The sequence below is a fragment of the Nocardioides segetis genome (assembly GCF_051390595.1).
In the GTDB taxonomy this organism is placed as follows: domain Bacteria; phylum Actinomycetota; class Actinomycetes; order Propionibacteriales; family Nocardioidaceae; genus Nocardioides.
Genome location: NZ_JBNINR010000019.1, coordinates 1 through 17,365, shown reverse-complemented (window position 1 = coordinate 17,365; position 17,365 = coordinate 1). Strand labels below are relative to the sequence as shown.

The following is a 17,365-nucleotide window of genomic DNA, read 5'->3' as shown; positions in this document are numbered from 1 at the left end:
CTCGTCTCGCTGGACATCGCGATATTGGAGCGGGCTGACACCCTTCGAACATGCGTCAGGCGCATGTTCGTATCGCAGCGAGAGGATCGACGATGGACGAGATCGACCGGCAGATCCTGGACCTGCTCCGGCACAACGCCCGGCTCCCGGTCAGCGAGATCGCGCGCCGGGTGGGTCTCTCGGCGGCACCGGTCGCGCGCCGGATCGAGCGGCTGGAGGCCTCCGGCGTGATCCTGGGCTACGTCACGGTCGTCGACTACGGCGAGGCCGGCGACCTGGACGCCTTCACCGAGGTGACGCTGACGAGCGGCACGGACACGCAGGAGTTCGACGAGATCGCGCGCCAGGTGCCCGAGGTCCAGGAGTACTACACGATCGCGGGCGACCCGGACGGCATGGTCCGGTTCCGGGTGCGCAACGTCGACCATCTCCAGCAGGTGGTCAACGCGATCCGGCGGACCGGGATCGTCGCCGCGACGAAGACCCTGATCGTGATGAAGGCGTGGGACCGGTCCCGGATCACCGACAGCAGCACCGACAGCAGCGGTCGGACAGGCTAGGACGACGCGTCGCTCGCGGAGCCGGCCGGGTCCGGCGCGGGCGGCGCGCCGGCCCAGGCGCGGCCGGCGACCACGAAGCAGAGGACCACGAGGGCGAGCTGGACGGCCTGCGCGGCCACCTCGCCCGCCGGGCCGACGCCGGTCCATTCCGCGCCGAAGGCCAGGGGCGGCGCGGCCAGCACGAACAGCAGGGTCAGCGCGGCCATGCCGAACACGCTCGCGGCGCCGGTGCTGCGCGCCCGCAGCGCCGCCTGGCTGAGCTGGTGGCACAGCAGCGCGAAGAAGCCGAATCGGGGGACGTCGGCCGCCCAGCCCAGCGCCGGCTCGGTGTCGACCCAGCGGGCCACCGCCGGCACGACCAGCGCGACCGAGATGACCAGCGCGAGCCCGCCGAGGAACCGGAGGGTGGGCAGACGCCGCGGGTCGAGCACGGCGTTCAGCCCGTGCAGGCCGATCAGGATGAGCAGCCAGCCGAAGGGGTCGGGCAGCGGGTCGAAGGTGCCGGGCTCCGCATCGGCGGGCCCGAGCGCGAGCAGGACCAGGCCCAGCCCGACCGCCTGGAGCGGCTTCACCCGCCGGCCACCAGCCAGGCGTCCCCCCGCGCACGGCGCAGCAGGGTGACCAGCCGGCCGCCCATGAACACCGTGGAGAAGACGACCCACAGCCAGGGCAGTCCGGCGCCCAGCTCACTCGTCAGCAGCACGACCGGAGCGTAGCCCGCCAGCACGATCACGCCCGCCCAGGCCAGGTAGCGGCCGTCGCCGGCACCGATGAGGACGCCGTCGAGCACGAACACGACGCCGGCGATCGGCTGGGCCAGGGCGGCGACCAGCAGGACCGGGACGAGGGCGTCCCGGACGCCCTCGTCGGGGGTGAACAGCGTGCCGAGCCACGGACTCGCCGCCGCGAGCAGCACACCGGTCGCGATGCCGCTGACCACGCCCCAGCCCACCATGCGCCTGGTCACCTCCCGGGCGCCGGCCACGTCGCCGGCGCCCAGGTAGCGGCCGGTGATCGCCTGCGCGGCGATCGCGATCGCGTCCAGCACGAAGGCGAGGAACCCCCACAGGGTCATCGCCAGCTGATGGGTGGCGACCGGGACCGCGGTGCTGTCGAGGCCGGGGTCGGCGGACGCGGCCAGCACGACGGCGTACGTCGTCACGAGGAGGGAGGCCCGCAGGGTCAGGGTCCGCACCAGGAGGGGCACGCCGGCCCGGGCCGCCGCCCGCACCCCGGGCAGGTGCGGTCGCAGGGTCGCGCCCTCGCGGCGCGCCGCCCGCACGACGGTGACGACCAGGGCGACCGCCATCGCGGTCTGCGCGAGCACCGAGCCGAGCGCGGACCCGGCGATCCCGAGCCCCGGCACCGGCCCGGCGCCGTACACGAGGATGACATTGAGGACGAGGTTGGCGACATTGCCCGCCACGGCGACGACGAGCGGGGTGCGGGTGTCCTGCAGGCCGCGCAGCACGCCGGTGCCGGCGAGGATGAGCAGGAGGGGGACGAGGCCGAGGGCGGCGACGCGGAGGTACGTCGTGGCGGGCTCGACCACGTCGGGGGAGGCCCCGAACACGGCGACGAGCGGGTCGGCGGCCAGCGCGGTGACCACGGTCGCGGGCAGGCCGATGAGGACCGCGAGCCACAGCCCGTCGAGCCCCTGGGCGAGGGCGGCGTCGCGGTGGCCCGCGCCGATCTGGCGGGCGACGCTCGCCGTGGTGCCGTAGGCCAGGAAGATGCACAGGCCGACGACCGTGGTCACGACCGTGCCCGCGATGCCGAGGCCGGCCAGCTCCGGGGTGCCGAGGTGCCCGACGACGACGGCGTCGCCGAGCAGGAAGAGGGGCTCGGCGACCAGCGCCAGGAAGGCCGGGAACGCGAGGCGGGCGATCTCGCGGTCGAGGGCCCGCGGGGAGCTCACCACGGGCTCTCCGCCACCGGTGGATAAGTCGGGTGCCCCTGTGGAAATGAGGGTGCTCCGTGTGGTACGGGGGCGGCTGCCGCAGCAGACGCCATCCGACCGGCCGATGGCCGGAAGGTGAACGGGATCACATCGCGGATTTTTGCCATCCACAGGCGTGGATCGCCGTTTGCGCAGGTCAGCCCCGCTTTCGGTCTCACTGACCCCTTCGCCTCCACAGGTTCCTCCCCACCCCGTGCACACCATCTCCGCGTGTCGTCCACGCCCTGTCCCCAGTTATCCCCAACCCTTGTGGATAAGGCCCTTTCGGCGCGCCTGTCCGGCCCGTAGGTTGCCGCATCGGTGGCCTGCGCGGTCGGGCCGTGCGGGCCCGCTCGGGCATTGTGTCGGACCCGGTCGCGACGCTGGTCACCGCACGACCCCGGGTGGGCCGCCCCGAGGGCCGGACCGGACAATCGAGACCGGGCCCGGCCGGCACGGACGGGACCGACGTGGACGGACGAGATCAGGAGGTGGGAGGACCGTGAGCCTCACGGACGACCCGCCCGCCTGGACCGCCGAGCCCTCCGACGGCTGGGGCGACGGCCCGGCGCCGTACGCGCCCGGCGAGGCGCCCAGCGGCGGCCGCACCCCGCCGCAGGACATGGCCGCCGAGCAGTCCGTGCTCGGCGCGATGATGATCTCCAAGGACGCCATCGCCGACGTGGTCGAGGTGCTCCGCGGGGCCGACTACTACCGGCCCGCCCACGAGGAGATCCACGAGGCGATCCTCGACCTCTACAGCCGCGGCGAGCCCGCCGACATGGTGACCGTCGCCGGCGAGCTGCAGCGGCGCGGGCAGCTGCAGAAGATCGGCGGCGCGCCGTACCTCCACACCCTCGCGGCCAACGTCCCGATCGCCGCCAACGCCGGCTTCTACGCCGAGATCGTCTACGAGAAGGCGATCCTGCGTCGCCTGGTCAACGCCGGCACCAAGATCGTCCAGATCAGCTACGCCGGCGAGGGCGAGGTCGAGGGCATCGTCAACGAGGCCCAGTCCGAGATCTACAAGGTCACCGACCGCAACAAGTCCGAGGACTACGCCCCGCTCAGCGACATCATGGACGGCGTCCTCGACGAGATCGAGGCGATCGAGAACCGTGAGGCCGGCATCTACGGCGTCCCCACCGGGTTCGCCGACCTCGATGAGCTCACCAACGGCCTGCACTCCGGCCAGATGATCGTCGTCGCGGCGCGCCCCGCCATGGGCAAATCGACGCTGGCTCTCGACTTCTGCCGCGCCGCGTCTGTCGGGCACAACCTGACCAGCGCCTTCTTCAGCCTGGAGATGACGCGCGCCGAGATCGTGATGCGCCTGCTCTCCGCCGAGGCCCGGATCCCGCTCAACCACATCCGCAACGGCAAGATGGGCACCGAGGAGTGGGACCGCCTGGCCCGCCACGTCGCGAAGGTCTCGGCCGCGCCGATGTTCGTCGACGACTCGCCCAACATGACGATGACCGAGATCCGCGCCAAGGCGCGCCGGCTCAAGCAGAAGCACGACCTCAAGCTGATGGTCATCGACTACCTCCAGCTGATGTCGTCCGGCAAGAAGGTCGAGTCCCGCCAGCTCGAGGTCTCCGAGTTCTCCCGGCAGATGAAGCTGCTCGCCAAGGAGCTCGAGATCCCGATCATCGCCCTCTCGCAGCTCAACCGTGGTCCCGAGCAGCGCGCCGACAAGCGTCCGGCGATGTCGGACCTTCGCGAGTCGGGCTGCCTGACGGCCGACACCCGCCTGCTGCGCGCCGACACCAACGCCGAGATCACGCTCGGCGAGCTGATGGAGGGTGGCGTCCGCGACATTCCCGTCTGGGCGCTCGACGACCGCCTCAAGCTGGTGCCCCGCACCCTCACCCACGCGTTCCCGAGCGGGACGAAGCCGGTGTTCGAGGTGACTCTCGCGTCCGGCCGGCGGGTGAAGGCCACAGGCAACCACCCCTTCCTGACGTACGACGGCTGGATGCCGCTGGCCGAGCTCGAGGTCGGCAGCCGGGTCGGTGCCATCCGGCACGTCCCGCCGCCACTGGAGATCGTGCCGCGAGACGACGACGAGATTGTCCTGCTCGCGCACCTGCTGGGTGACGGCTCGTTCGTCAGGCGCCAGCCGATCAGGTACGCGAGTCAGGACGAGGCCAATCTCGCCATCGTCGCCGACGCCGCCGCACGTCGCTTCGGCATCACGGCGATCCGTGACGAGTACGCCGCGGCGCGGGTGACCACCCTGCGTCTGCCTGCCCCCTTCCGACTCGGGCGTGGTCGTCGCAACCCCATCGCGGAGTGGCTCGACGTCGACGGTCTGTTCGGATTGCGCAGCCACGAGAAGTTCGTCCCCGACTGGGTCTTCGCGCTCCCCAAGGAGCAGGTCGGGCTGTTCCTGCGTCACATCTGGGCCACCGACGGGTGCGTCCACTGGGATGAGAGGCGTGCTCTCGGGCGGATCTACTACGCGTCGACGAGCCGGCGCCTGGTCGACGATCTGGCCCGGTTGCTCGGCCGCCACAACATCTTCACCCGCGTCAAGACCGTGCGTAAGAACGGCTACCGCGACGGCTACCAACTGCACATCTACGGCGTCGAGAACCAACTGCGGTTCGTCGACGAGATCGGCGTGCACGGCGCCCGCGGCGAGACCGCGACACGGATCGGCGAGCTGATCCGCGACGTCGCCCCCAACACGAACGCCGACACGGTGCCTGTCGAGGTCTGGGACGACGTCCGGTCGATCCTCAGCGATCAGGGCATGACCCACCGCGCGTTCGCCGCCGCCATGGGCACGCAGTTCTGCGGATCCACGATGTGGAAGCACGCCCCGAGCCGCCAGCGCCTCGGCAAGGTGGCCGCCGTCCTCGACCACGCTGACCTCGAGGTGCTCGCCACCAACGACGTCTACTGGGACAGCATCAAGTCCATCGAAGCGATCGGTGAGCAGCCCGTCTACGACGCCACCGTGCTCGGCGTCCACAACTTCGTCGCCGAGGGCATCGCCCTGCACAACTCGATCGAGCAGGACGCCGACATGGTGATCCTGCTCCACCGTGACGACGTCTACGAGAAGGAGTCGACCCGCCCCGGCGAGGCCGACCTGATCGTCGCCAAGCACCGTAACGGCGCGACCCGCGACATCGTCGTCGCCTTCCAGGGTCACTACAGCCGGTTCGTCGACATGGCGCACTGAGCGGGTCCAGCTGTCGAGATGCAGCGAATCTTGACAACTGGCTGTCACGGTCAAGATCTACTGGCCCGGTAGAGATTGGCCGCTACAAGGGCGACGCCTCCTCGACGACCGGCGTGCGGCCTGCATCTGCACGCGGGCGGTGTCTGAACTGCAGCGACCCTTGCGTCGTCGTCATCGAGCGGGGTTTGCACTTTTTCTGATTCGTGCAACACTTGCACTTATGCCAGAGAGTGCAACGTCGCTGAACCGCCGCATGACCGCGCAACGAATCACGCGCTGCGCCCAGGACCTGGCCGAGGAGCGGGGCCTGGACGGCTTCACCATGGACGACCTCGCCGAGCGCGCTGGAGTGTCGCGGCGCACGTTGTTCAACTACGTCTCTGGCAAGCACGATGCTGTTCTCGGGTCACCGCCCGGACCCGACCCGGCCAACCTCGTCGAGTTCAAGGCAGGGGGCCCGACCGGGCGTCTTGCTGACGACCTCAAGGCCACCGTCGCGGCAGTGCTCGACCGCAAGGGCCTCGACCCGGCCGAGGCCGAGCGAGTACGGCGGCTGATCGCCTCCGACTCCCGCCTGAACAACACACTGCATGACAAGTTCGCCACCCTCGCGGCCTTCTTCGCCGAGGCGATCTTGGAGCGCGAGGGCGAGTCCTTCGACGAGTTCCGCGCACAGGCGGTCGCCACCGTGACCCTCTCGCTCTTCGACGTGGCCCTCGCGGCGTTCGTCGCTGACCCGACGACCACCCTCGCCGACTACTACCTGAGGGCCTTCGACGGCATCGCCGGCCTCTTCGACTGAACCGCCCGCTGCTGCCCCGATCTCGTCCTTGACCTGACCTTCGATCCCCTGACACCTGGAGACTCCTGATGGCTTCCCTGCTCTACCGACTCGGCAAGACCGCCTACCGACGATGGCCACTGGTGCTGGTGGCCTGGCTGCTGGCCCTGGCCGGTGTCGGTGCTGTGGCGGCGACGATGTCGCAGCCGATGACCGACCAGTTCTCCATCCCGGGGATCCCCTCGGAGAAGGCGACCGACCTGCAGCAGGAGCTGTTCCCCGGCTCGGGCAGCGCGATCGACGAGGCCTCGGTGTCGATCGTGGTCGCCGCCCCCGAGGGCGAGAAGCTGGCCGACGAGCCGTACGCCGGACGGGTCGCGACGCTGCTGGAGGACCTCAAGACGGTCCCGCAGATGCCCCGGGACGGTCCGGTCGGACCGGTCGAGGAAGCAGCCTCGATGGAGGAGCAGATCGTCGGCATGGCGGTGGAGCAGGCCGAGCAGTCCGGCGGGGACGTGGATGCTGCCCGCGCTGCCGCTGAGAAGAACGTGGCCGCCGTCGCGCCGCTGTCCGCGGACGGGCGGGTCGGCACGATCGACTTCGCCTTCGACGTCAAGACCGTCACCGACGTCGAGCCCGAGACCCGGGAAGCGGTCCTCGACGCCATCGACGAGGCCCGCGGCGACGGTCTCCAGGTCGAGGTCACCGGCTCCGGCATGGAGGCCGGCCCCGGCGGGGACGAAGGTCTGCCGGTCGCCGAGCTGGCGGGCGTCGGCATCGCCCTGATCGTCCTCGCGTTCACCTTCGGCTCCCTGGTCGCCGCCGGCCTGCCGGTCCTGACCGCGGGCCTCGGGGTGGGGCTGGGGGTCACCGGCATCACCGCGATGACCGCGTTCGTCGAGCTCGACTCCAGCACCCCGCTGCTGGCCACCATGATCGGCCTCGGGGTCGGGATCGACTACGCCTTGTTCATCCTGGCCCGCTACCGCACCGAACTGGATCACACCGAGGACCGCGAGCACGCGGTCGGCATCGCCGTGGGCACCGCCGGCTCCGCGGTGGTATTCGCCGGCCTGACCGTCGTCATCGCGCTCGCCGCGCTGTCCCTGACCGGCATCCCGTTCCTGGCAGCGATGGGCTGGGGCGCCGCCGCGACCGTCATCATCGCTGTCCTGGTCGCACTGACCCTAGTGCCCGCCGTGCTGGGGATCTTGAAGTCCAAGGCCTTCGCCGGCCGGTTCCGCCGCTACACCCCCCAGCGTGACGAGTCGGGCAAGGTCCTCAACAACGGCGTCCGCTGGGCCCGCCTAGTCGGCCGCGCCCCCTGGGCCTTCGCCGCCGTCGTCGTGGTCGCCCTCGGCGCGCTGGCCATCCCCGCCTCGAACATGCACCTGGCCTTCCCCTCGGACTCCACCGCACCGACCGACACCACCCAGCGCAAGGCCGCCGACCTGGTCAACGACGCCTTCGGCGAAGGCCGTCTCGCGCCCATGCTGACCGTCATCGACGGCCGCGACATCCCCGCCGACCAGCGCCCCGCGGCCTACCAGCAGATCGTGGCCTGGGCGAACGGCCACGACGGCGTCACCAACGCCCAGCTCGGCGGAATGAACGAGGACGGCACCGGCGCCCTCATGCTCATCACCCCCACCCACGGGCCCGACGACACCGCCACCGAGGACCTCCTCGACGACCTGCGCAACACCACCGACGAGATCGAGGAAGCCACCGGCGCCACCATCGGCATCACCGGCCTGACCGCCATCCAGACCGACGTGTCCCAGCGACTTGCCGACGCGCTGCCGCTCTACCTCGGGGTGGTCATCGGGCTGGCGTTCCTGATCCTGATGCTGGTCTTCCGCTCCATCCTGGTCCCGCTGACCGCCACGCTCGGCTTCCTGCTCTCGGTCATGGCCACCCTCGGCGCGACCGTCGCGGTGTTCCAGGAAGGCACCTTCGGGCTCTTCGACGGCCAACCCATCATCAGCTTCATCCCGATCTTCCTGATCGGGCTGGTCTTCGGCCTCGCGATGGACTACCAGGTCTTCCTCGTCACGCGCATCCGGGAGGCCTACGTCCACGGCGCCTCGGCCCGCGAGGCCGTGGTCGACGGGTTCCGCAACAGCGCCCGCGTCGTCACCGCGGCCGCGCTGATCATGATCTCGGTCTTCGGCGGATTCATGTTCATGCCCGAGCCGATCCTGCAGTCCATGGGCTTCGCGCTCGCCGTCGCGGTGTTCCTCGACGCCTTCGTGATCCGGATGTGCCTCATCCCGGCACTGATGTACCTGATGGGCGACAAGGCCTGGTGGCTGCCGACGTGGCTGGACCGGCTCCTGCCCAACATCGACGTCGAGGGTGAGAGCCTCGACCGACCCCACCTGGCCGACCACTACACCGGCACCTCCACCGGCAGCTCCACCGGTGCGGTGGACGACGAGGACGCCGTGACTGCGGGTCGACCGTCATGACCGCCGGGCCTGGGCTGCGCAAGCTGCTGCTCACTGTCCACGTGACCGCATCGGTGGGCTGGGTCGGCGCGATCCTGACCTACCTCGCAATCAACGTCGTGGCGCTGACCAGTAACGACGCAGCCCAGGCCCGCGGCGCCTACCAGCTCCTCGAGCCGGTCCTGCAGTACGTCATCGCACCGATGGCGGTCACCAGCCTCATCACCGGGATCGTGATGGGCCTGGTGACCCGCTGGGGTCTACTGCGCCACCGCTGGGTCGCGACCAGTCTTTGGCTCACCACCCTGGCCGTCGCGCTGCTGTTCGTGCACATGTCCACCGAGGTCGCCGACCTCGCCGCCGCAGCAGCCGACCCGGCCACCAACCTCGCGACCGATCCCGCCACCGAACGAGCCGACCTGCCGAACACGATCGCCGGGCTGCTGCTCGTTGCCATCCCGCTCGTCCTCAACATCTACAAGCCCCGCGGCCTGACCCGCCGCGGACGCCGACACCAGAACGGCGCCACCACCCCGCTCCGCTCCGCGACTGCCTAGAGCTACTCAACCCCAAGGAAACCCGATGACCATCCAACAGCCCCCGATCCCCGCCGGCACCCGCGTCGTGGTGATGACCGGCGCCACGTCCGGCATCGGCGCCCGCGCACTCGAGCACATCGCGGCCGAACCGACCACGACGGTGATCGTCGGTGCCCGCGGCACCGGCCGCACCGTGCCAGCAGGCGTCGAAACCCTCGCCCTGGACCTCACCTCCCTTGACGCGGTCCGAAAGTTCGCTGCCGCCGTCATCGCACGGCTCGACGGCACGCCGATCGACACCCTCGTCCTCAACGCCGGGATGCAGGTCGAACGCACCGACACCACCACCGCCGACGGATACGAGACCTGCTTCGCGGTCAATCATCTGGCCCACTACCTCCTCGCCCGCCTGCTCGCGCCCTACCTGGCTGACGATGCGCGGGTCATCCTGACCACGAGCGACACCCACGACCGCAAGGTGACATTCCTCGCCCCGAAGAGCATCGACATCCAGGACCTGGCCCACCCCGCGAAGCCCGGCTTCGGGATGCGGGCCTACACCGCTTCCAAGCTGTGCAACCTGCTCACCGCACGTTCGCTGGCCGAGCAGCCCAGAGTCCGTGAGCGCGACATCGAGGTCTACGCGTTCAACCCCGGCTTCACCGGCGGCACCAACCTCGGCGGCGAGTCCAGCCCCACCCAGGAGCGGATCATGCGGGCCGTGGTGTTCCCGATCTTCAAGATCGTGGGCCGGTTCAAGCCCGAGTACAACATGGGCACCCCCGAACGGGCTGGCGAGGTCCTCGCCCAACTCACCACCGGCGCACTCACACCGCCCGAGGGCCACGTCTACGTCTCGGTCCTCAAGGGCGAGGTCACCTACCCAAAACCCGGTGAGCTCGCCCTCGACGACCAGCTCCGAGACGACCTCTGGACCCAGAGCGCCGCCATGGTCGGCCTCCCCGCCCTCACCCCCTCGTAGCGCCGCCTCACCACCTGACCGCCACTGCCCTTTCTCGATCCTCGGCACCCATCGCTCGCACCAGCAGGAGCCACCCATGAGCACCACCCCTGAACCAGCAGCCCCATCCACCGAGTCCGCTGCGTCTGCCAGCGCTGGCCAGTCCGACAAGCTCGACCGCAGCGTCATCGTCACCGGTCTGGTGATCGTGGCCGGCATGATCATGGTCGTCCTCGACACCACGATCGTGAACGTCGCCCTCGACTCCCTCAGCACCGAGCTCGACGCCACCCTGTCCACCACTCAATGGGTCGTCACCGGCTACATGCTCGCTGTCGCGATGGTCATCCCCATCACCGGCTGGGCCATGGACAGATTCGGCACCAAACCCACCTGGATCACCGCCCTGACCCTGTTCGTCCTCGGCTCCGCACTGTGCGCCACCGCCTGGAACATCGAGAGCCTCGTCGGGTTCCGCATCCTCCAGGGCCTCGGCGGCGGCATGCTGCTCCCTGCCGGGCAGGCGATGATCGTCCGCGCCGCCGGCCCCCACCGGATGGGCCGCGCCATGGCGATCCTCGGCGTCCCCATGCTCCTCGGCCCCGTCTTCGGACCCATGCTCGGCGGCTTCCTCGTCGAGTACACCAGCTGGCACTGGATCTTCATCGTCAACCTCCCCGTCGGCGCGCTCGCCATCGCACTTGCGGTCTGGAAGCTCCCCGCCGCCGACGGGCTGACCGACGCCGGACGACTCGACCTCCGCGGCCTGGCGCTGCTCTCGGGCAGCTTCGCCGCCCTCCTCTACGGGCTCTCTCAGGCCAGCTCCCACGGCGGCTTCGGCGACCCGGACGTCTACGGGTGGCTCATCGGCGGTGGTGTCGGCCTCGTCCTCTACGCCGGACACAGCCTGACCCGCGGCACCGCGTCGATCATCGACGTCCGCCTCTTCGCCAACCGCCTCTTCTCCAGCGGCTCGGTTGCGGTGTTCCTCGTCGCCGTCGGCCTGTTCGGCGGCATGCTCCTGCTGCCGTTGTACTACCAGACCGTCCGCGGGGAAGGAGCCCTCAACGCCGGCCTCCTCCTCGCTCCCCAGGGCCTCGGTGCGATCGTCGCGATGATCATCGGCGGCCGGCTCACCGACCGCATCGGCGCGGGGTACGTCGTTCCCGTCGGCGTCCTCATCGCTCTGGTCGGGACCTACCCGTTCACCCAGATCACCGACGACACCTCGTATGTCTGGCTGAGCATCGCCCTGTTCGTGCGCGGCATGGGCCTGGGCGCGGTGATGATGCCGACGATCTCCTCGGCCTACGCCAAGCTGCCCAAGGACAAGGTCTCCCGAGCCGCGCCGACGATCTCGGCCATCCAACAGATCGGCGGCTCCCTCGGCGGCGCGCTCCTGGTCACCGCCCTCACCAGCCACCTGACCGGCCTGATGAGCGACCAAGGCATCCAGGGCAGCGGAGCCGGCGGTGCGGACCAGCTCAGCTCCATCCCCGCCGACGCCATGGCCGTCATCGGGCCCCTGCTCGCCGACTCCTTCGGGTTCGCCTTCTGGGTCGCGTTCGGGCTCACCGCTGCGATCCTCATCCCCGCCATGGCCCTGCCTCGGCACTGGGGCGGACGCCCCGAGACGGCCGAACCGGCCGACCCGTCCGCAGCGGCGGCCGCAGCCCTCTGAGCCATCAAGACACGATCCGGAAAGGAAACCTCAGCATGCGCATCGCCCTCCTCGGAGCCACCGGCAAGACCGGCAGCGAAGTCCTGAACCAGGCCCTGGCCGCCGGCCACAGCGTCGTCGCCTACGCGCGCCGACCCGACGCCGTCACCCGCGCCCCTGGCGTGAGCGTGGTCTCGGGCCAACTTGACGACGTCGACAGCCTCATCACTGCCCTGGAGGGCTGTGACGCCGTCGTGGTCACGCTCGGCCCCAAGGTCCGTGACCGCAACAAGCCGCTGCTCGCCTTCGCCATCCCCGCCGTCATCCAGGCAGCGCGCAACGCCGGCGTGAAGCGCATCGTGGTGCTCTCCGCACTCGGCGTAGGAGCCACCATCGCCAACACCCGCTACCCCTACCGCTTCGGTGCCAGCACCTTTCTCAAGGGCAACTTCGTCGACCACGACGCCGGCGAATCGCTGCTGACCGACAGCGGGCTCGACTGGACCACCGTCCACCCGGGGCCACTGTTCAACGGCGCACGCACCCCCAACCCGACCATCGTCGACGCAGCGTCCGGAACCAAGATGCCCGGCTCGCCACGCACCATGCGCGCCGACGTCGCCGCCGCCATCCTCGACATGCTCGAGAATCCCGACACCTACGGCAAGCAGATGCTGCTCACCTCGGTCCAGGCATCCTGAACCGCCGCCGCAGAGAGCCAACGGAAGGAGAGCGAGCCCGTGAACGACAGTCGCGAACCCACCGACCGAACAACCGCCGAACCCGCCAGCCAGGCCAGGGCGCGCCGCACAGTCCCCGCCACGGTGGTCACTGTGGTGGTAGCGGCGGTGGTCGCGGTCGTCGCCTCTGTGCTTGGCAACACCGTCGTGGCCCAAACGGCGCTCGCTGCGGGCGCGTCGGAAGACTTCCAGCCCCTGACCGTCGGCTCCTACAGCGCGTTCACCGTCGTTGGTGTCGTTGCCGGCCTGGTCGGCTGGTTGTTGATCCGGCGTACCCGCCGCCCGACGGCGACCTTGCGGTGGCTGGTGCCGACCGTCCTGATCCTCAGCTGGATCCCCGACGTGCTCCTCGGACTCTCCGACCGAACCGGTGTCTCCTGGGGAGCGGTGGTCGCGCTCATGGTGATGCACGTCATCGTCACGGTCGCCGCGGTCCTCACCTTCGCACGCCTTCTCCCCCTCACTCAGCACGACGCCCACAGCGACGCCCACACCGATACCCGCCGCGCGCCCTGTAGGCCTGACCCGACAGGCGGGCCCACATAGCATTGCCAAACCGGACACACGTCCACTTGGCCCGATCGAGGGAGAACACAGCAGATGTCGACCGAGCCGGCCCCCTCCGCTGGGCCCCGGCGAGCAGACGCTCAGCGCAACCGAGAGCGGGTCCTCGAGGTCGCGGCCGCGGAGCTCGCCCGTGATCCTCAGGTCGCGCTGAACGCGATCGCCAAACGAGCCGGCGTCGGCCAGGGCACCTTCTACCGCAATTTCCCCGATCGCGATGCCCTCCTCTGGGCGGTCTACCACCACGAGGTCGAACGACTCGTCACCGCCGCCACGGACCTGCTCGACCGGCATCCGCCCGCGAAAGCCCTGCGGGAGTGGCTGAGCCAGCTTGCCCGGTTCGCCACCACCAAGTCCGACCTCGGCCGCGCCATGAACACCACCATCAACGCCACCGATGCCCCCGTGCAACCCGGCTACGCCCTCGTCGCCGACACCATCACCACCCTGCTCGACGCCAACCGGGACGCGGGCGCCATCCGGCCCGACATCACCCGCGACGACTTCCTCCTTGCCATCGCCGGCATCTGGCAACTGGCCGGCGAGCCCGACCCCACGGCCCGCGAAGCACGGGCCGAGAAGCTGATGGACCTCGTAGTCGCCGGCCTCCGGCCTGATACCGATCAGCGCCCCTGAGAATCCCGGTCCTTGGCAGGTCCCCGAGACGTTGGTAAACGGACACGTGTCCGGTACGCTTCCTCGAAGCGGACACATGTCCGTTTCGTGTTTGCTGGCACTCTCGCTCGCCTCCCCCTTTGAGGACCTCGCATGAAGCTGCTCATCCTGGGCGCCACCGGGCCCACCGGACGCCACGTGATCGACCACGCCCTCACCGCCGGTGACGCCGTCACCGTTCTCGCCAGGCGCCCTGAGGCGCTGGCCGACCTGGCCGACCGCGTCACCGTCCTGACGGGCGATGCCACTTCTGCTGCCGACGTCGCCGCGGCGATGGCCGGCCAGGACGCCGTCATCTCGGCTCTCGGGCGCGGAAAGTCAGTCCGCGCCGACGGCCTCTTCAGCACGGCCGCGGGGGCCACTGTCACGGCCGCCGACCAGGCCGGCGTCCGACGCTTGGTCTGGCTCTCCTCGTTCGGGGTCGCCGACACCTACCGCTCGGCCAGCCCGGCACAGAAGGCGATGTACAGCTCGTTCCTCCGCAACATCTACGCCGACAAGAAGAAGTCCGAGATGACGATCCGCGCCAGTTCCCTGGACTGGACCATCGTCTACCCCACCACCCTCACCAACCGGCCCGCCAGGGGCACCTACCGCGTCGACGACCGACTCGAGATGAACGGGGCTCCCACCATCGCCCGCGAGGACGTCGCCCACTTCCTCCACCAGGCCGCCCACACCCCCGCCTGGATCCACCGCGACGCCGTCATCAGCGACTAGGAACCACCCGGGGTCCAGCGCGCTGGACCCCGGCCTGTTTCAGGCGGTCGCCGTCGAGAGGTGGGGGGCCATCGCGTCGAGCGTGAGGTCGATGGGTCGCGTCGACCGCGTCAGGCGGCACATCGTGATCGCGCCCTCGAGGCTCGCGACGCACAGCATGGCCACGTCCCGCGCACGGTCCTCGTCATGGCCGACCGCGACGAGAGCGCGGGCAAGCTGCTGGACCCAGTCGTCGACCACCTCGGCCACGACCGGGCCCAGGTCGGGATCGGCGTAGGACTCCTGGGCAACAGCCCACACCGGGCAGCCCGCTGCGTAGTCGGTGGTCTCGAGCTGGCGGCGGTAGTGCTCGCAGATGCCCCCGAACAGCTCCAGCGGCTCAGCGCCTGCCTCGACGCCGGCGCGGAGTTGGTCGCCGACCAGTGCGGCAACCCAACCCAAGGCGTCCCTCAGCAGCTCACTGCGCCCGCCGGGGAAGTGGAAGCCGACCGACCCCCGCGGACTGCCGCTGTGTTCCAGCACGCCCGCGACCGTCGTACCCGCCACGCCCCGCTCGCGCAGCAGCAGCGCAGCGCTGGTGATCATTCGCTGACGGGTGTCCGTGCGAGCTCCCACGGCAGTACCCCTTCCCTTTACTATGTTCTGCGACATAGCATATCGGATGGGGAAGTACCTGCTGAGGAGGACACAGTGCGCGAGCTGACCTACGTCGGACCCGGAGCATTGAGGTGGAGCGACCGCCCCGACCCGGAGCTGATCACGCCGACCGACGCCCTGGTGCGACCATTCATAGCCAGCCGCTGCGACGGAGACACCCTGCCGTTGCACCGCGCAGTGTCCCGGCCGATGCAGGCGGGACTCCGGCTCGGCCTGATCGACCCGGTCGTCGCCTCCATCGTCGGCGACGTGCCGTTCCAAGGTCCGTTCGGGATCGGTCACGAGGCCATCGGGCAGGTTGCCGCCGTCGGCCCGGAGGTCGCCCAACTCACCGTGGGCGACATCGTCGCCGTGCCGTGGGCCGTCTCCTGCGGCCAATGCAACGCGTGCCGCCGCGGACTGACCGCCAAGTGCACGACAACCGTGACCACCTCACCCGGCCAGACCCTCGCAGCCTTCGGCTTCGGCCCCGCCTCAGGACCATGGGGCGGCATGGTCGCCGACGTTCTGCGGATCCCGCACGCCGACCACATGCTCGTGCCGTTGCCCGCCGGACTGGACCCGCTGCGGGTGGCCGCCGCCAGTGACAACCTCTCCGACGCGTGGCGTTCGGTCGTGCCGCACCTCGCCTCCCGTCCCGACGCACGGGTGCTGGTCATCGGTGGGGGTGGGCAGAGCATCGGCCTGTACGCCGCCGGACTCGCGGTCGCCCACGGCGCAGCACAGGTCGACTACGTCGACGACCGCGACGTACGACTCGAGATCGCCGAGTCCCTCGGCGCCACCGCCGAGCAGCTGGACAAGCCACGACGCGGTGCCTGGCTCAAGGACCGAGCCGGCCGCTACGACATCGTCGTCGAGGCCTCGTCCAAGGGACCCGGGCTCCGCGCGGCACTCCGAGCGCTGGCCCCCGGCGGCGTGTGCACCGGAACCGGCTACTACTTGGGCACCAACACCGCCCTCCCGGTGATGGACATGTACGCCACCAGCGCCACCCTGCACGTCGGCGTCTCGCATGTGCGCCCCGTGCTGCCCGACGTCCTCGACTTCGTCGCCCGCACCGGCTTCGCCGCCGAGAAGGTCACCACCACCCTCGCCGACTGGGACGACGCGCCCGACGCCTACCTCGCCAGAACCACCAAGCTCGTCCTCCACCGCCCACCGCTCGACCTCGCCTGACCCCACGACATCTACCCCCACGAGAACCGGAGACCGACATGCCACAGATCCAACTCACCGCGCCCGAAGGCGCGCTCACCGCCGACGGGGCGGCGACCATCCAGGCCGACCTGGCCGCCACACTGCTCAAGTGGGAAGGTGCCCCCGACACCGAGTTCTTCCGCTCCCTCGCCTGGTCCTACCTGCACCAGCTGCCCGCCGGCGCCCAGGTCACCGCAACCGATGCCGACCCGCGGTTCCGGGTCGACGTCACCGTCCCCGCCGGCGCCCTGGACGACAAACGCAAGGCGGGACTGGTGTCTGACGTCACCGCCCAGGTCCTTGCCGCCGCCGGACTCACTGCCGACCACGCTCTACGCGTCTGGGTCCTCATCCACGAGCAGACAGACGGCACCTGGGGCGCTGGCGGCCAGATCTTCCGCTACGCCGACCTCGTCAAGCTCGCGAGCACGCCTCTCGACTGACGTGCGCCGCCGAGCTCGAACGATCGGCCAACCGGGCTTGTTTGACCGACCGAAGCCTCCACAACGAAATCGTCAAGGTTCCTCGCAGGGCGGTCGGCAATCTTCGCTGCATCTCGACACCAGCTGTCGAGATGCAGGGAATCGTGACAACTCGCTGTCACGGTCAAGATCTACAAGCTCGGTCGACTATCTGAGCGCGCGAAGTGGTTGAGTCCCCGATAGTGGTGTAGCGCGGTCGCCGAGATCGTCACCGGCGTGTACGTCGGACGAAGACGCGGCCACC

The 17,365-nt window shown here is 70.0% G+C and carries 16 protein-coding genes; 13 read left to right on the top strand and 3 right to left on the bottom strand.

What is annotated here, in order from left to right; translation table 11 throughout:
- Window positions 1-92 precede the first annotated feature (92 nt).
- Window positions 93-560, top strand: coding sequence for an Lrp/AsnC family transcriptional regulator (locus tag ACPZVR_RS22605; protein ID WP_436701944.1), 468 nt, complete (start codon window positions 93-95; stop codon window positions 558-560).
- On the opposite strand, the gene ACPZVR_RS22600 is transcribed toward ACPZVR_RS22605, so the two are convergent.
- Both ACPZVR_RS22600 and ACPZVR_RS22595 read right to left on the bottom strand, forming a co-directional pair.
- Window positions 557-1,132: a hypothetical protein gene (locus ACPZVR_RS22600; RefSeq protein WP_436701943.1), complete on the bottom strand. Its 576-nt coding sequence runs from the start codon at window positions 1,130-1,132 to the stop codon at window positions 557-559. The two genes, ACPZVR_RS22605 and ACPZVR_RS22600, sit on opposite strands and share 4 nt — an antisense overlap.
- Entirely contained in the window at window positions 1,129-2,478 is a 1,350-nt protein-coding gene (locus ACPZVR_RS22595) for an MATE family efflux transporter (RefSeq protein WP_436701942.1), read from the bottom strand. The genes ACPZVR_RS22600 and ACPZVR_RS22595 overlap by 4 nt, the downstream gene beginning before the upstream one ends.
- Window positions 2,479-3,121: 643 nt before the next feature.
- Here ACPZVR_RS22595 and ACPZVR_RS22590 point away from each other — a divergent pair.
- The 10 genes from ACPZVR_RS22590 to ACPZVR_RS22545 all read left to right on the top strand — a co-directional run bounded on the left by ACPZVR_RS22590 (window position 3,122) and on the right by ACPZVR_RS22545 (window position 14,782).
- Window positions 3,122-5,692, top strand: a complete 2,571-nt coding sequence (locus tag ACPZVR_RS22590; protein WP_436702008.1) for a replicative DNA helicase — start codon at window positions 3,122-3,124, stop codon at window positions 5,690-5,692.
- A gap of 253 nt (window positions 5,693-5,945) precedes the next feature.
- The gene (locus tag ACPZVR_RS22585) at window positions 5,946-6,494 is read left to right on the top strand and encodes a TetR/AcrR family transcriptional regulator (protein WP_436701941.1); all 549 of its coding nucleotides are present in this window, start codon (window positions 5,946-5,948) and stop codon (window positions 6,492-6,494) included.
- 68 nt (window positions 6,495-6,562) lie between these two features.
- Window positions 6,563-8,944 (top strand): MMPL family transporter, encoded by a 2,382-nt coding sequence (locus ACPZVR_RS22580; RefSeq protein ID WP_436701940.1) that lies wholly within the window; start codon window positions 6,563-6,565, stop codon window positions 8,942-8,944.
- A complete protein-coding gene (locus ACPZVR_RS22575; protein ID WP_436701939.1) occupies window positions 8,941-9,480 on the top strand; it encodes a DUF2269 family protein in 540 nt (179 codons plus the stop codon). The genes ACPZVR_RS22580 and ACPZVR_RS22575 overlap by 4 nt, the downstream gene beginning before the upstream one ends.
- Before the next feature lie 25 nt (window positions 9,481-9,505).
- Entirely contained in the window at window positions 9,506-10,444 is a 939-nt protein-coding gene (locus ACPZVR_RS22570) for an SDR family NAD(P)-dependent oxidoreductase (RefSeq protein ID WP_436701938.1), read from the top strand.
- Between the two features lie 76 nt (window positions 10,445-10,520).
- Complete coding sequence (locus tag ACPZVR_RS22565) at window positions 10,521-12,104, top strand: DHA2 family efflux MFS transporter permease subunit (RefSeq protein WP_436701937.1); 1,584 nt, start codon at window positions 10,521-10,523, stop codon at window positions 12,102-12,104.
- Window positions 12,105-12,139: 35 nt separating this feature from the next.
- Window positions 12,140-12,784 (top strand): NAD(P)-dependent oxidoreductase, encoded by a 645-nt coding sequence (locus ACPZVR_RS22560; protein WP_436701936.1) that lies wholly within the window; start codon window positions 12,140-12,142, stop codon window positions 12,782-12,784.
- Between the two features lie 39 nt (window positions 12,785-12,823).
- Entirely contained in the window at window positions 12,824-13,369 is a 546-nt protein-coding gene (locus ACPZVR_RS22555) for a DUF6069 family protein (RefSeq protein WP_436701935.1), read from the top strand.
- 54 nt (window positions 13,370-13,423) lie between these two features.
- The gene (locus ACPZVR_RS22550; protein ID WP_436701934.1) at window positions 13,424-14,023 is read left to right on the top strand and encodes a TetR/AcrR family transcriptional regulator; all 600 of its coding nucleotides are present in this window, start codon (window positions 13,424-13,426) and stop codon (window positions 14,021-14,023) included.
- Window positions 14,024-14,155: 132 nt separating this feature from the next.
- Window positions 14,156-14,782, top strand: coding sequence for an NAD(P)-dependent oxidoreductase (locus tag ACPZVR_RS22545; RefSeq protein ID WP_436701933.1), 627 nt, complete (start codon window positions 14,156-14,158; stop codon window positions 14,780-14,782).
- 39 nt (window positions 14,783-14,821) lie between these two features.
- On the opposite strand, the gene ACPZVR_RS22540 is transcribed toward ACPZVR_RS22545, so the two are convergent.
- Window positions 14,822-15,367 (bottom strand): TetR/AcrR family transcriptional regulator, encoded by a 546-nt coding sequence (locus ACPZVR_RS22540; protein WP_436701932.1) that lies wholly within the window; start codon window positions 15,365-15,367, stop codon window positions 14,822-14,824.
- A 105-nt stretch (window positions 15,368-15,472) separates the two neighbouring features.
- On the opposite strand from ACPZVR_RS22540, the gene ACPZVR_RS22535 reads away from it, so the two are divergent.
- Together ACPZVR_RS22535 and ACPZVR_RS22530 are read left to right on the top strand one after the other, a co-directional pair.
- Window positions 15,473-16,618 carry a zinc-dependent alcohol dehydrogenase gene (locus tag ACPZVR_RS22535; RefSeq protein WP_436701931.1) on the top strand — a complete coding sequence of 382 codons (1,146 nt, stop codon included), beginning with the start codon at window positions 15,473-15,475 and terminating at the stop codon, window positions 16,616-16,618.
- Between the two features lie 38 nt (window positions 16,619-16,656).
- Window positions 16,657-17,082 carry a tautomerase family protein gene (locus ACPZVR_RS22530; protein WP_436701930.1) on the top strand — a complete coding sequence of 142 codons (426 nt, stop codon included), beginning with the start codon at window positions 16,657-16,659 and terminating at the stop codon, window positions 17,080-17,082.
- The last annotated feature ends 283 nt before the right edge of the window (window positions 17,083-17,365 follow it).